The organism is Lentzea atacamensis, assembly GCF_003269295.1.
GTDB lineage: Bacteria > Actinomycetota > Actinomycetes > Mycobacteriales > Pseudonocardiaceae > Lentzea > Lentzea atacamensis.
The window spans coordinates 387,885-401,892 of record NZ_QLTT01000002.1; the positions used below are offsets into that span (position 1 = coordinate 387,885).

Below are 14,008 nucleotides of genomic sequence, written 5' to 3' on the forward strand. Positions count from 1 at the left end.
ATGCAGGTGAACGGTTACTCACGGGAAAGCGCGGCTTCCTCCAAGTCCAGTTCGCGCAGCACCCGGAACAGGACCTCGTCGTCGATCTCGCCGACGTCGCGCGCCTTGATGAACTCGTCACGTTCCGCGCTCAGCATCATCCTGCGCAGTCGTCGATACGCGGCCGCTGGACTCTCCTCCTCCTGACGGCCGAGCCGTTCCCAGGCGGCGTTGCCCCGGTGCTCGGCGAGCGCCCGCAGCTGGTCACGCACGTGGTCGGGGACGTCCTCGATCTCCTGGTCGAGCCGGTCGACCGCCGCCTGCGCCGCGCGGTGCTGGATCTGCGCCTCTGCCAGCGCGTCCTTGCGCGCGTCGTCGCCCTCGAAGCCGATCTTGTTGATCACCCAGGGCAGCGTCGTGCCCTGCAGCAGCAGGGTGGAGACCGTGACGACGAAGGCGCAGAAGACGATGATCTCCCTGCCCGGGACGTCCTGCGGGATCGCGGCCGCCGCGGCGAGCGTCACCACCCCGCGCATGCCCGCCCACGCGATCACCGTGACCTGGCCCAGATGCGGCCAGCGCTCGCGTTCTCGCAAGCGTTTGGACAGGTACAACGGCACGTACGAGGCGGGGTACATCCAGACGAACCGCGCGAGGATCGTCGCCAGCAGCACCGCCCCGGCACCGAGCAGCAGCGTCACGTCGAGGTCGACGTCGCTGATGATCGCCGACACCTGCAGGCCGATGAGCGCGAAGACGAACGACTCCAGCAGCACGTCCACCGACCGCCACACCGCCGCGTCCTGCAGCCGGGTCGTGTAGGTGCCGCGCGGCGAGTGGTGGCCGACGTAGAGGCCCGCGACGACGACCGCGAGCACACCGGAGACGTGCGCGGCCTCCTCGGCGAGCAGGTAGGCGCCGAACGGCACGAGCAGACCGAGCGCGCTCTCCAGCACACCCTCGCAGAGCCGTTTGCGCAGGAACCTGACCAGCACGCCCACCAGCAGGCCGATCGCGATGCCGCCCGCCGTGACGAGCAGGAACATCCCGACGCTCTCGGCGGGGTGCATGGCCGCTCCCGCCGCGGCCGCCACCGCGACCTTGAACGCGGTCAGCGCCGTGGCGTCGTTGATGAGGCTCTCGCCGACCAGCAGTGTCATCGCCCGGCGTTGCAGGCCGAGCTTGCGCCCGATCGCGACGGCCGCGACGGCGTCAGGCGGGGCGACCACCGCGCCGAGGACCAGCGCGGCGGCGAACGGCAGTTCGGGGAAGACCAGCTTCGCCGTGACACCGACGACGAACGTCGTGAACAGCACCAACCCGACCGCGAGCAGGCCGATCGGCCGCAGGTTCGCGCGGATGTTCAGGTACGAGCTGTCCAGCGCGGCGCTGTAGAGCAGCGGCGGCAGGACCAGCACCAGGATCAGGTGCGGGTCCAGCTCGAACTCCGGCACGCCGGGGATGAACGAGACCACGAGCCCGACCGCGACCAGCACCAGTGGTGCCGACCAGTTCAGCCGGCGGGCGATGGACGTCACGACCAGCGCCCCGAGCAACAGCAGCAGAAGTTCAGGCCCGTGCATGTCGCTCATTCTGCGTAAAGATGGACCCCATGACCTGTTCGCACGTGGGAGCGCTGCCCGCTTCGGTGGCGCCGGAGTCGGCCGAGGGCTGTGTCGACTGCCTTGCTGAGGGTGAGCGCAACTGGGCTCACCTGCGGATGTGCCTTTCCTGCGGGCACGTGGCGTGCTGCGACTCGAGCCCGGGCAAGCACGCGACCGCGCACTACAAGTCGTCCCAGCATCCAGTCATGCGCTCGTTCGAGCCGGGCGAGGACTGGCGCTGGTGCTATGTGGACAGTGCGGTCGTGTAAGCGCCACGGCGCTTCTTTGCAATCCCTTTGGATTGATCGTCTAACGCTGTGATCGGCCCCACAGTACGGTTCGAGCGTGGCCAACCCCGACCTCGCCCGCATCGTCGCGGAGCACGACGAGGAGATGCCGTCGCGGTCGCTCTCACCACGGTGGGAGCGGGCGCTGTGGATCGCCGGCCTGCTGATCGCACTGCTGGTGCTCAAGCAGGTGTTCTTCCCGTTCGCCAAGGGAAGCCAGTACTACCTGATCATCTTCCTGGCGGTGACGCTGCCGCTCGTGTACCTGTCGTACGGCCGCGGGCACTCACCCAAGGTCGTCGACTGGGTACTGGCCGCGCTGGCGTTCGTCGCCGGCTCGTACCCGCTGTTCGGGGGCTTTGACGAGTTCCTGAACCGGCAGGGGCAGCTCACGCCGCTCGACGTGGCAGCGGGCGCGGTGTTGCTCGTGCTGATCCTGGAGGCGTGCCGACGCACGACCGGGTGGGTGCTGCCCGTGGTGTGCGTGGCGTTCATCGCCTACGCCTACTACGGCGGGTTCCTGCCGCCGTCGTGGTCGATCTCGCACTCCGGCGTCGACTTCGCGCAGATCATCAACGGGTTCTTCAACGACGCCAGCGGGTTCTACGGGACACCTCTGGACGTCGCGGCGACCTACATCGTGCTGTTCACGATCTACGGCGCTGTCCTGAACGCGTCCGGCGCCGGGAAGTTCTTCGTCGACATCAGCTTCGCGGCCTTCCGGAAGTCGCGGACGGCCCCCGGCCGCACCGCGGCGACCGCCGGCTTCCTGCTGGGCACGGTCTCCGGGTCGGGCACGGCGACGACCGTGTCGCTGGGTGCGGTGACGTGGCCGATGCTGCAGAAGGCCGGGTATCCCAAGGAGAACGCGGGCGGTCTGCTCGCGGCGTCGGGCATCGGCGCGATCCTGTCGCCGCCCACGCTGGGAGCCGCCGCGTTCATCATCGCCGAGTACCTGCAGGTGTCGTACCTGTCGGTGCTGATCTGGGCGATCATCCCGACGCTGCTCTACTACCTGGGCATCGCGCTGGCCGTGGAGGCCGACGCCCGGCGGTTCGGGGCGAAGCCGGTCGACGTGGGCGCGCCGCGGTTCTGGGACGTGCTGAAGCTCGGCTGGTACCACTTCCTGTCGCTCGGGATCATCATCGTCTTCCTCGCGCTGGACATCCCCGTCTACCGCGCGGTCGTGTACGCGACGGGGGTGGCGGCGCTGTTCGCGTTGATCAACCACCGGCGCGACTGGTTCCGGCTGGTGGCCGACGCGCTCTCGACCGGGGTGCGCTCGGCGTTGCCGGTGATCGCGGTGTGCGCGGCTGCGGGCGTGATCACGTCGACGATCACGAAGACCGGACTGGGGCAAGCGCTTGCGGGGTCGCTGGTGGACCTGGCTTCGGCGCTGAGCTCGTCCGAGACCGTGATCCTGATGCTGACGGCGGTGTTCGCGGCCGTCGCGGTGTCGGTGCTCGGCCTGGCCGTGCCGGTGACGGCGTCGTTCATCATCTCGTGGGTCGTCATCGGCCCGGCGTTGATCACGCTGGGCGTCGAGCCGGCCGAGACCGCGATGTTCATCTTCTACTACGCGGTGTTGTCCGAGGTCACGCCGCCAACGGCGCTCGCCGCCGTGGCTGCTGCCGCGCTGACCGGCGGCGACGTCATGAAGACGATGTGGCAGACGTGGAAGTACACGCTCCCGGCGTTCCTGGTGCCGCTGGCGTTCGTGCTGACCGACTCCGGCGCCGGGCTGCTGTTGCGCGGGCCGTTGCTGGATTCGGTGTGGACGTTCGGCGCGTCCGCCCTGGGAGTGGCTGCCCTGGCCGTTCTCACGGGCGGCTGGCTGTTCGGTCCCGCGCGCTGGCCGGAGCGCGTGCTGTGCGTGCCGGCGGCGTTGTTCCTGCTCTATCTGCAACCGTTGACGATCGCCATCGGGGCCGGGTTCCTCGTGGTGGCCGTGGCGGTCCACCTGGTTACTCGTGGGAGGGTTCGTGATGCTGCGTAAGTACGCGATCGGTGCGATCGCTTTGGCGCTCGTGGTTTCCGGGTGTGGCGGCAAGCGCACGCCCACGACGCCGGACGCGTCGGGTGGCAACGCGTCGTGCGAGGCGTCCGACGGCCGGATCACCATCGCGACCGGCAACTCCGGTGGCGTGTACTTCGTGGTCGGCGGTGGCCTCGCGAAGCTGATCTCCGACAACTCGAAGCTGAAGGCGTCCTCCGCGGAGACCGGCGCCTCCGTGCAGAACATCCAGCAGCTCGTCGGCGGCACGTACGACATCGCGTTCTCGCTCGCCGACACGGCGGCGGACGCGGTGAACGGCACCGGCGCGTTCAACGGCAAGAAGGAGAAGATCGCGGCGCTGTCGCGGATCTACCCGAACTACACGCAGGTGCTCGTCCGCGCCGACTCCGGCATCAACTCCGTCGCGGACATGAAGGGCAAGCGGATCTCGACCGGGTCGCCGAAGTCCGGCACCGAGGTGATCGCCGGACGGCTGCTGAAGTCGGCGGGGCTGAACATCGACTCCGACGTCGCCGCCCAGCGCCTCGACCTGACCAAGACCGCAGACGGGATGAAGGACGGCAGCATCGACGGCCTGATCTGGTCGGGCGGTCTGCCGACGCCGCAGATCACGGACATCACGACGTCGTTGAAGGACCGGGTGAAGTTCATCGACATCACTCCGCTGCTGCCGGAGATGAAGAAGATCAGCCCCGTCTACGACACCGGGACGATCCCGGCTGCGACGTACGGGACCTCGGAAGTTCCGACGATCGTCGTACCGAACCTGCTCCTCGTTCGCGAGGACTTCGCGGCCAACAACGCGTGCGCGGTGACCAAGCTGATCTTCGACAAGAAGGCTGACCTGGAGAAGGTGCACCCGGCCGTGAAGGACATCGACAAGGCCAAGGCCGGCGCCTCCGACCCCGTCCCGCTGCACCCTGGGGCGAAGCAGGCACTCGGCTGAACTACGCTGGAGCATCGTGCGCGTCCTGGTCATCGGGTCTGGAGCCCGTGAGCATGCCCTTGTCCTCGCGTTGTCGCGCGATCCGCAACTGACTGCCTTGGCGTGCGCGCCGGGCAACGCAGGCATCGCGGGACACGCCGAGATCTACGGCGTGGACGTCGCAGATGCTTCGGCGGTCGCCACCCTCGCGAAGGAGTGGAAGGCCGACCTCGTCGTCGTCGGCCCCGAACAACCGCTGGTCGTCGGGGCCGCTGACGCGGTCAGGGCCCTCGGCATCCCGTGCTTCGGCCCGTCCAAGGCCGCAGCTCGGATCGAGGGCTCCAAGGCGTTCGCGAAGGACGTCATGAACGCGGCGGGTGTGCCGACCGCGCACAGCGAGGTCGTCGACAACCCGGCCCGCCTGGACGCCGCGCTGGGGCGGTTCGGCCCCACGTGGGTCGTGAAGGACGACGGCCTGGCCGCGGGCAAGGGCGTCGTCGTGACGTCGGACCTGGCGGCCGCGCGGGCGCACGCGATGACGTTGCTCGACGGCGGGCACCCGGTGCTGCTGGAGTCCTTCCTGGACGGTCCGGAGGTGTCGCTGTTCTGCGTCACCGACGGTGTTTCCGTCGTGCCGCTGATCCCGGCGCAGGACTTCAAGCGCGTGGGTGACGGAGACCACGGCCCGAACACCGGTGGCATGGGCGCTTACGCTCCGCTGCCGTGGGCGCCTGAAGGTCTTGTCGCGGAGATCGTTTCGCGGTGCGTGCAGCCCGTGGTCGACGAGCTGCGGGCGCGCGAGACGCCGTTCGTCGGTCTGCTCTACGCGGGTCTGGCGCTGACGTCGTCCGGCGTGCAGGTGATCGAGTTCAACTGCCGCTTCGGTGACCCGGAGACCCAGTCGGTGCTCGCACTGCTGAAGTCGCCGATCTCCTCCCTGTTCCTCGCGGCGTCGACCGGTGCGCTGGCCGAGCTGCCCCCGCTGGAGTGGGAGAACGGCTACGCCGTGACCGTGGTCGTCGCCGCGGAGGGCTACCCCGGCCGGCCGCGCACGGGTGACGTGATCACCGGCTCCGAGTCCGAGGGCGTGCTGCACGCCGGTACGCGTCGTCGTGAGGACGGCGCCGTGGTCTCCGCCGGCGGCCGCGTGCTGTCCGTCGTGGGCACCGGCAAGTCGCTGTCGAAGGCACGCGAGCGCGCCTACAAGAAGATCGCGGACATCCACCTCACCGGCTCGCACCACCGTTCGGACATCGCGCTGAAGGCGGTCGACGGCAAGATCACGGTGCCGTGAGCCTGCTCGGGTGCGTGCTCGGCGGGGCCGTGGGCGACGGCCTCGGCGCGCCGATCGAGTTCTCCTCGATCGACGTGATCCGCCGTCAGTACGGCCCTTCCGGTGTCGTCGACCTTCCTGTCCTGGAGATCACCGACGACACCCAGATGCTGCTGTTCACCTTGGAGGGTCTGCTGCTCGCGCGGCAGCACGGCATCGACCCCGTGCTGTCCGTGCGCGCGGCGTACGGCCGCTGGCTCCACACCCAGGGCGGCCCGGTCGTGGCGTCCGACGGCTGGTTGATGGCGGACCAGCGTCTGCATTCACGCAGGGCGCCGGGCCACACGTGCATCACCGCCTTGCAGCACAACGAGAAGAACAACTCGAAGGGCTGCGGCGGCGTGATGCGCGCCGCCCCCGTCGCCGTGTGGTCCCGCGACGTGCGCGAGGTGTTCACGTTGGCGGCGGAGACGGCGCGCCTGACCCACCACCACCCGAGCGGCTACCTGTCGGCAGGCGTGCTGGCGGTGATGGTGCAGGCCCTGCTGGGCGGCACGGACCTGCCGTCGGCGGTGGCAGTCGCACGCGCCGAACTGGTCCGCTGGGACGGCCACGAGGAACAGACCTCGTTGCTGGACAAGGTGATGGGCCTCGGCCCGCTCACGCCAGAACAGATCGAATCCGAACTGGGCGGGGGCTGGGTCGGCGAAGAGGCCCTGGCCATCGGCCTGCACGCCGCCCTGGTGGCCCCCGACTTCCCCACCGCCGTACGCGTCGCCGTCAACCACTCGGGCGACAGCGACTCGACGGGCTCCATCTGCGGCAACATCCTGGGGGCCCGTGACGGCGTGGCCGTCATCCCCGAGTCGTGGCTCGCCGTGCTCGAGCTGCGAGACGTTGCCGAGCGCCTGGCTCTCAGCTGGTGACGGGAATCCACAACTCGGCCTTGGCCGTGTCCCCGTCGATCTGCGTGTGCAACATCGACGGCCCTTCGACACTCTGGTAGCTGTTGGACGGGAACCACTGCGTGTAGACGTCCCGCCACATGTGCTGAATGGTCTCGGGGTACGGCCCTTCCGCCTTGAACACGGCCCACGTGTTCTTCGGCACGGTGATGATCTCCATGTCCTCCGGCGCCTCCTTGCTGGTCACCACGCCGTGGAAGTAGTCGAGGCGGTCGCCCTCCTCGTTGCCTTCCTGGTTGCCGGTGAGCGCCACGAGGCCTTCGGGCTCCCCGTCGCTGAGCTGTTTCAGCCGTTCCAGCGTCGGCATCCCGATGCCCTTGATGAACTCCACGATCGCGGGGTTCATCCCGAGGTGCACCAACGGCACCCGCGTCCCCCGGCCAACGACCTGGAACGCGTCCTTCTCGACGATCCGGTACTCCATGCTCGTACTCCCTTCGACAATCAGCTTGAACGTGAGAATCTGCTGCGACTGCAACGGTTTCTTGCCGGCTCGAGCCTCCTGCGGCCCGACCCCGTGCATGGCCTTGAACGCCCTGGCGAAGGCCTCGTTGGACCCGTAGCCCCACCGGATGGCGATGTCCAGCAACGAGTCGTGTCCACTGAGGACCTCGTTGGCCGCCTTCGTGAGCCTCCTGCGCCGGATGTACTCGCTCAGCGGAATCCCGGCGAGCGCGCTGAACATCCTTCTGAGGTGGTACTCACTCGTACCGGCGATCCGCGCGAGGTGCCTCACGTCGACCTCGTCGTCGAGGTTCTGCTCGATGTGGGCCATGGCCTGGTTGAGTCGCTCCAACACGTTCCCAACGCTATTGGGGCTCGAGGGTTCGCACCCGACTTCCTGTGCCCTGTTCGGTCGGTTTCCGGTCGTTCATCGGTATCCGTGCAGCGCGGATGTGCTGAACTACCTGACATGGGCACGCACGCACTTCGCCTGACCTCGCTCCTGGCCACCGTCGTGACCCTCGCGGCCTGCACCACACCGCCGGAGCCGCCGATGGCCTCGCCGGGCCCGAAGCTGGACGCGGAGGCGATCGCCTACGACAACCTCGACTTCAACCGCTCGCGGCCGGAGGTCTTCGACAACACGTGCGAGACCCTGCCGTCCGACCTCCAGTCGCTGCTCGGCCTCGGGAAGAAGCCGAACACCGGTGCCGGTGGCGGCTGTCACGTGCAGGAGGACTGGGGCCGTCTCTCCATCGGGCTGTTCAGCCCCGGCGCCGCGCGGAAGTCGAAGGCCCAGCACTTCGTCGACGTCTGGAACGGGGATCGCGGCGCCGGCCGCTACTTCCACCGGTCGATCCTGCTCGACCGCTACTACGCGACCACCGTGATCACCGGCGAGGTGAACGAGTACTGCACCGTCACGGTCGACACCGGTTCCGAGCGCCCGTTCGAGGTAGAGGCCGCGATGAACTTCGACGAGGCCGTGGCGCTGCGGGCCCAGGACGTCGACCAGCCGATCGACCGGGCCCTGCGCGACTTCTGTCCCAAAGCGACGGAGGCGGCGGAGAAGGTGCTGCCGCTGATCGACGAGAACGGCGGCAGCCGGGCGCGCTGAGCGGAGCCGCTCAGCCCGCGTCACGCCGGCTGAGCACGACCAGCGAGACGCCCAGCAGCGTCAGCCACACGACCAGCGACGAGATGGTCTGCACCCACCCCGTACCGCCGCCCGCCAGGTGCCAGGCCGCTTCGAGCGGGTAGATCAGCCCGAAGACCTCGGGCAGCAGCATGCGGGCGAGTGCCAGCAGCGGCACCACGATGAAGAACACCGTCAGCGAGCCGCCCGTGTTGGGAATGAGCAGCGAGACGATCAACGCCGTGAGCAGCACCAGCGCGGTCGACAGCATGGTCACGCCGAGCACCCAGCCCTGCCGGTGGCCGAGCAGGTAGTCGTGGTTGATCCCGTCCGCGGCCATCTCGATCAGCACCGGGTACAGGACGAACGTGAACAGCGTGCACACCAGCCACACGCCGAGGAGCACCGTGGCCTGCGCCACCAGATAGCGCATCCGGGAGGGCTGCACCAGCAGCGTCGGCTGCACGCTCTTGTACTGCCACTCGCCGGCGACGAGCTTGATCACGGTCGCGAAGACCAGCAGAAGACCCAGCTGGACCACGACGAGCATCGGCTGGAGCTGCCTCCCCGCGCTGGCCAGGTTCGACTGCGGAAGCGTGAAGAGCAGCATCACGCCGATCAGGAAGAGCGGGGCGAAGGCCATCACGATCTTGTCCGACCGCGAGCCGACGAGCTTGCGCGCCTCGACCGCGACCAGCCGCCAGAACGACGAGGCCCGGCTCGCGCGGACGGCCCACGGAACGTTCACCAGCGGCGCCTGGACGGCGGGATGTGCTGGCGGGTGTCCGATGGTCATACCCGGCCTCCACCGGTGAGGCGGAAGAAGAGGTCTTCCAGGCTCATCTGCTCCTCACGCAGCCCCAGCAGCGGAATGCCCGCGGCAAAGGTGACGCTGGAAACCTGCTCGACCGGCGCGTGCGCGGCGATGAAGCCGTCCGGCGCCGGCTGGATGGCGATGCCACCCCGCTGCAGGGCCTCGGCCAGCCGGTTCATGTCCTTGGCACGCACCAGAGACCGGGACGACGTGGTCAGGCTGGCGAGCGGCCCATCGGCCACCACCCGGCCGTTGCCGATCACCAGCACCCTGTCGGCGGTCTGGTCCACTTCGGACAGCACGTGGCTGGACAGCAGCACCGTGCCACCTCTGGCGGCATGCCCCCGCAACAGGTTGCGCACGGCGCGGATTCCCTCCGGATCGAGCCCGTTGATGGGCTCGTCGAGCACCAGCAGCGGCGGGTTGGTGAGCAACGCGTGTGCGATGCCCAAGCGCTGACGCATGCCGAGGCTGTACTTGCCGATCTTGCGCGTGGCGGCGTCGGCCAGCCCCAGCATCTCCAGCACCTCGTCCGCCCGGCGGCCGGGCACGCCGGCCAGCGTCGCGGCCATGCGCAGGTGCCCGCGGCCGCTGCGCCCGGGATGGACAGCGGCCGCATCCAGGAGCACCCCGGCCACGTGCGAAGGGTTGGGCCACGCGGAGAACGGACGGCCCGCGATCGTCGCCTGCCCGCGGTCCGGCCGAGTCAGCCCAGTGATCATCCGCAGCGTCGTCGACTTGCCCGCACCGTTGGGGCCGAGAAAGGCCGTCACGGTGCCGGGCTGGAGCTCGAAGCCCACCTGATCGACGACCGTGCGGCCTTCGTAGGCCTTGGTCAGCCCCCACACTGTCAGCACCAGCTCACCGTAGCGATGGTCACCGTGCGTCGCGGGCTGAATCGCCCCACGTGTCGGATGAAAGGCGGCGGAACCAACGAGGGGTGGTCTTCGTCCAACCACAGGTACGTCTTACGCAGGCGTTGGTAGCCTGCGAAGCGGGACCGAACCGTTACCAACCGTACGGGGGTAGGACGTCGTGACACAGGAGAGCGCGGGGGCGGATGCCGCTCTCAGTGCCGTCGCGGGTGTGGCCGGTGGCGTGATCGGGGCCGCGGTCAGCGCGTTCCACACGGCATCGGCCTTTCTGGACGGCCTGACGTCAGGCCCGTCGACACAGAGCTTTCACGTCAACAAGGACAACGTCCTCAAGGCCGGCGCGGTCATCCAAGACCAGGCCGAAGTGTTGGGGCAGGCACTCGTAGCTGCGCAACGCAACCTTCTCGTCCATGTCGACGAGAAATCGGCCGGCGAAGTGAGTGCGAATATCGCAGCTTTGTGGAATCGTCGCTTGACGACGGACAAAGATTCATACGTTGGTCGAATCGCGGACTACGTTACAAGCCTGGAAAAGTTGGCGCAGCAGCTGAAGGAATCTGCCAAGCAGTACGGTTTCACTGAGGAAGAGATCACTACTGTGTTCGGAAAGACGACGTGAGCAAGGCTCCCCTCGAGATCATCGTCGCGGCAACGTTGCTGCTGGCCATCACGGCATGCACGAGCAGCGGGGAGAAGGGCAAGCCCAACCCCACGTCGGGTGCTTCCCCCACTTCAGGGTCTTCCGGATCTGCAGCAGAACTGCCGAAGCGTCCGGCTGATTTGAAACTTGATGGTGTTGACCCGTGCAAGTTGCTCACCGAGGCGCAGATGGCGCAGATCAAGGTGACGAAAACGTCGCCGCAAAAGCTCGAGACGGCCGGGCTCGGGGAAGCGCCCGGCTGCTTCTACGAGAACGGCCTCAAGTACACCTACTCGGTCGCCCTCATCACGAACAAGGGTGCGTCGTTCTGGCTCAGTGGTTCCGGAAACACGGAGGCCAAGGTCGTGGACGTGGCCGGGTACGGTGCGGCCCAGATCACGCTCATCGGTACTGAAGGCGTCAACTGTTCCGTTGCTGTCGATGTTGCAGAAGGTCAACAGCTGAACTTCATGTACTCGCCTGTCACTGAAAAGGGCGATTCGCAGGAACAACTGTGCAGCAAGGTCAACAAGGCCGCCGCGCTCGCGGTCGAGACTCTCAAGACCTTGAAGTGAGGGGGAGCTATGTCGGGTGGACAGCTCACTGACTGGTACTTCGAAGGCTGGTCCAACGAGAAGCTGGCAGACGAGGTTCAGAAGCTCACTACCGGTAGTGGTGAACTCGCCCGGCAGTTCGCATCGGCCTCTGATGTCCTCCGGGATCTCGCAGGCAGCTTGCAGGACGTCGACAAGGTGCTCCGGGAGCAGCTGAAGGCGTTGGGCATCGACTGGGGCGGCGCGGCCGGCGAGAAGGGCCAGGAGACGACCAAGGTCACCGCGGAGGGCTTCGACGACGCGGGCCAGGCAACCGTCGGGAACTCGGACGCGATGGCTCGGCAGGGCGAGAGCACCACCACAGCGCGGCACAACTCGCCCAACTCCGAGACTCTCCGCGGCGACACCGAGAAGAACCTTTTCGACAAGGGCGTGGGTCTGGTCGGTATCGAAACCGATCACGCGGCAGAGGTCGAGGCCACGAACCGGGCTCGCCAGCAGGCGATCGACAGTCTCAACGGCTACAAGGAGAACAGCCAGAGCGCGATCGACTCGTTCCGCACGCCGAACCAGCCGCCGGACATCGTCGTTGCCAGCGCCGCCGCGCCCACCGCGGTCGGCCCGGCAGTTCCAGGCACGGGCGCCGGCACCCCGGGCATCCACGGCGGCCCCGGCTTCACCGGCACGGGCAGCCCGGGCTCTCCAGGTGTCCCGGTCGGCCCCACCCCGAGCATCCCCGGCAACACCACGGGCGTCATGCCCGGCACCACGACCAACCCCATCGCAGCCGGCACCGGTCTCCCCAAGCCGTTCCCGTCCGCCCTCCCGATCGGCATCGCCGCGGCAGGCGCAGCCGCAACGGGCCTGGCAGGCGCAGCCACGACGGCACGCGGCGCCCAGGTGGTCGGCGGCGGACGCGGCCCCAGCCAGGCCCCGAAGACCCCGATCGCCCCCACGGGCCCGAAGGGTGCCCCGAGCACGATCGGCGCGGGCAAGGGCGGCCCCGGCGGTGGTCCCGGTGGTCCTGGCGGCCCCGGCACTCCAGGTGGCACCGGCGTCGCGGGCAAGGGCCCCGGCGGCGCGATGACGCCTGGCGGTGCGACGGGCGTTGGGCCTGAGGCGAACCGGCCCGGTGCCACCGCGGCCAAGGGTGGCGTTGCGGGTAAGGGCGGCGCTGGGTCGCTCATGTCGCCTGCGGCCGGTGCGGCCAAGGGTGAGGGCGAGGAGGACGGCGAGCACGTGCGCAAGTACGGCGTCGACTCCGACGACGTGTTCGGCGACGAGCGCATGGTGGTGCAGTCCGTCATCGGCGAAGACCCGAAGGACAAGTAAGGCATTGAGCTCACCAGGTTCCGTGGTTTTGTCCACAGTGGAGTTCGCCGTGGTCTGGGAGGCTCAGCGCCTCCCGGCCGCGCACGTCGCGTTGGACACGCGGATTCCCTCCATCACCCACACCGAGAAAGCCGAGGTGGTGAAGCGGGCCTGGGAGTCGTTGGAGGCGCGCGGCCTGGCCGGCCACGGCCGGGTCGTGCCCGAGTTGGCTGACGGGTTTGCCTTGCTGGCCAACGCGACCACGTCGATCGACCTGTGGATCTGGGCCGATCGGCAGATCAGCGGGCTCGCTGCGGCCATCGGGGACGAGGCGATCCTGGCGGTGCAGGATCGGGACGAGATGTGGTTGATCGAGGCCCGCGGGACCGCGCTCGCCGAGGCTGCGGTGTCGGTGGCCGGCGAGATGCCTGCCGGGTACGGGCGGTCGATCAGCCTGCCCTACGACGATCTCGTCGCCGCGGCCAAGGATGTCGGGCAGGACGCTCAGCGGTTGATCACCATGCTGGAGCGGCAGGGGATGCGGCTCGGCGACGCGCAGGAGCTTGCCGGGATGCTGGACGGGACGTCCACGCGTGGGCAGTTCGGGGTTCAGCGCAACGGGCAGCGTGCCAAGCGAGTGGTTTCCTTCCACGACACGCACAACGGGCGGTATCTGCGGCAGCTCAAGCCCAGCAGCGACGGGCGGCAGTGGTGCACGATCACGCCCGTGGACAACCATCGACTTGCCGGGGCCGTCTGGGAGCTTCTGCAAGAGGTCTGAGCGGAACGGGAAAGCCGAGCCCTGCGTCCCAACAATCACCCGACTGTGCGAAGCAATTCGTTCTAAGGTCGGTGAGGAGACTTAGGGGGTAGGTGCGCATGGCTGTGGCGAAGTTCAACACCGAAGCCATGGAACAGTGCCGCACGACCGTGAGCAGCCAGGCCGGGCAATTCGGCGCGATCGGTGACGGCTTTTCCAATCAGTACGGCAATCCGGACATTTTCGGGAAACTCGGTGCTTCCGGTGCGCTTTCGGGCGCGGTGACGGCAATGGACCAGGCCGGCTCGCAGGAGTTCGAGGCCGCGGAGAAGGTGCTGCGCAAGGTCGAGAGCGCGCTCGACGCGATCCAGACCAACGTCCAGGACACCGAAGAGGCCAACAAGAACACGCTGAAGGCGGTGTGA

15 protein-coding genes are annotated in these 14,008 nt (G+C 68.2%); 11 read left to right on the forward strand and 4 right to left on the reverse strand.

The annotated features are described in order from the left end of the window. Positions 1-14: 14 nt before the first annotated feature. Positions 15-1,571: a Na+/H+ antiporter gene (locus tag C8D87_RS10650; RefSeq protein WP_325049651.1), complete on the reverse strand. Its 1,557-nt coding sequence runs from the start codon at positions 1,569-1,571 to the stop codon at positions 15-17. Between the two features lie 20 nt (positions 1,572-1,591). Between C8D87_RS10650 and C8D87_RS10655 the strand changes: the two genes are divergently transcribed. The 5 genes from C8D87_RS10655 (at position 1,592) to C8D87_RS10675 (ending at position 7,011) form a co-directional block, all read left to right on the forward strand. Beyond that, positions 1,592-1,852 carry a UBP-type zinc finger domain-containing protein gene (locus C8D87_RS10655; protein WP_109629464.1) on the forward strand — a complete coding sequence of 87 codons (261 nt, stop codon included), beginning with the start codon at positions 1,592-1,594 and terminating at the stop codon, positions 1,850-1,852. Positions 1,853-1,976: 124 nt separating this feature from the next. Continuing rightward, positions 1,977-3,866, forward strand: a complete 1,890-nt coding sequence (locus tag C8D87_RS10660) for a TRAP transporter permease (protein WP_112227020.1) — start codon at positions 1,977-1,979, stop codon at positions 3,864-3,866. Further along, positions 3,856-4,833, forward strand: a complete 978-nt coding sequence (locus tag C8D87_RS10665) for a TAXI family TRAP transporter solute-binding subunit (RefSeq protein ID WP_112227019.1) — start codon at positions 3,856-3,858, stop codon at positions 4,831-4,833. Before C8D87_RS10660 ends, C8D87_RS10665 begins: the two co-directional genes overlap by 11 nt. Before the next feature lie 16 nt (positions 4,834-4,849). Beyond that, entirely contained in the window at positions 4,850-6,106 is a 1,257-nt protein-coding gene (gene purD, locus C8D87_RS10670) for a phosphoribosylamine--glycine ligase (protein WP_112226541.1), read from the forward strand. After that, positions 6,103-7,011 (forward strand): ADP-ribosylglycohydrolase family protein, encoded by a 909-nt coding sequence (locus C8D87_RS10675; protein WP_112226542.1) that lies wholly within the window; start codon positions 6,103-6,105, stop codon positions 7,009-7,011. Before purD ends, C8D87_RS10675 begins: the two co-directional genes overlap by 4 nt. Here the strand turns inward: C8D87_RS10675 and C8D87_RS10680 are convergent. Next, positions 7,001-7,849, reverse strand: coding sequence for an AraC family transcriptional regulator (locus C8D87_RS10680; RefSeq protein WP_112226543.1), 849 nt, complete (start codon positions 7,847-7,849; stop codon positions 7,001-7,003). The genes C8D87_RS10675 and C8D87_RS10680 overlap by 11 nt on opposite strands. A gap of 114 nt (positions 7,850-7,963) precedes the next feature. On the opposite strand from C8D87_RS10680, the gene C8D87_RS10685 reads away from it, so the two are divergent. After that, positions 7,964-8,611 (forward strand): DUF3558 domain-containing protein, encoded by a 648-nt coding sequence (locus tag C8D87_RS10685; RefSeq protein ID WP_109629451.1) that lies wholly within the window; start codon positions 7,964-7,966, stop codon positions 8,609-8,611. Between the two features lie 10 nt (positions 8,612-8,621). On the opposite strand, the gene C8D87_RS10690 is transcribed toward C8D87_RS10685, so the two are convergent. Further along, on the reverse strand, positions 8,622-9,425 hold the full coding sequence (locus C8D87_RS10690) for a hypothetical protein (protein WP_112226544.1): 804 nt from the start codon (positions 9,423-9,425) through the stop codon (positions 8,622-8,624). Further along, the gene (locus C8D87_RS10695; RefSeq protein WP_112226545.1) at positions 9,422-10,300 is read right to left on the reverse strand and encodes an ABC transporter ATP-binding protein; all 879 of its coding nucleotides are present in this window, start codon (positions 10,298-10,300) and stop codon (positions 9,422-9,424) included. Before C8D87_RS10695 ends, C8D87_RS10690 begins: the two co-directional genes overlap by 4 nt. Positions 10,301-10,478: 178 nt before the next feature. Between C8D87_RS10695 and C8D87_RS10700 the strand changes: the two genes are divergently transcribed. The 5 genes from C8D87_RS10700 (at position 10,479) to C8D87_RS10720 (ending at position 14,008) form a co-directional block, all read left to right on the forward strand. Then, positions 10,479-10,937: a hypothetical protein gene (locus tag C8D87_RS10700; RefSeq protein WP_112226546.1), complete on the forward strand. Its 459-nt coding sequence runs from the start codon at positions 10,479-10,481 to the stop codon at positions 10,935-10,937. Beyond that, positions 10,934-11,533 carry a DUF3558 domain-containing protein gene (locus C8D87_RS10705; RefSeq protein ID WP_112226547.1) on the forward strand — a complete coding sequence of 200 codons (600 nt, stop codon included), beginning with the start codon at positions 10,934-10,936 and terminating at the stop codon, positions 11,531-11,533. The genes C8D87_RS10700 and C8D87_RS10705 overlap by 4 nt, the downstream gene beginning before the upstream one ends. A 9-nt stretch (positions 11,534-11,542) precedes the next feature. After that, a complete protein-coding gene (locus C8D87_RS10710; protein ID WP_112226548.1) occupies positions 11,543-12,844 on the forward strand; it encodes a hypothetical protein in 1,302 nt (433 codons plus the stop codon). 22 nt (positions 12,845-12,866) lie between these two features. After that, positions 12,867-13,604, forward strand: a complete 738-nt coding sequence (locus C8D87_RS10715; protein WP_233442022.1) for an ESX secretion-associated protein EspG — start codon at positions 12,867-12,869, stop codon at positions 13,602-13,604. 98 nt (positions 13,605-13,702) lie between these two features. Then, entirely contained in the window at positions 13,703-14,008 is a 306-nt protein-coding gene (locus C8D87_RS10720) for a hypothetical protein (protein WP_112226550.1), read from the forward strand.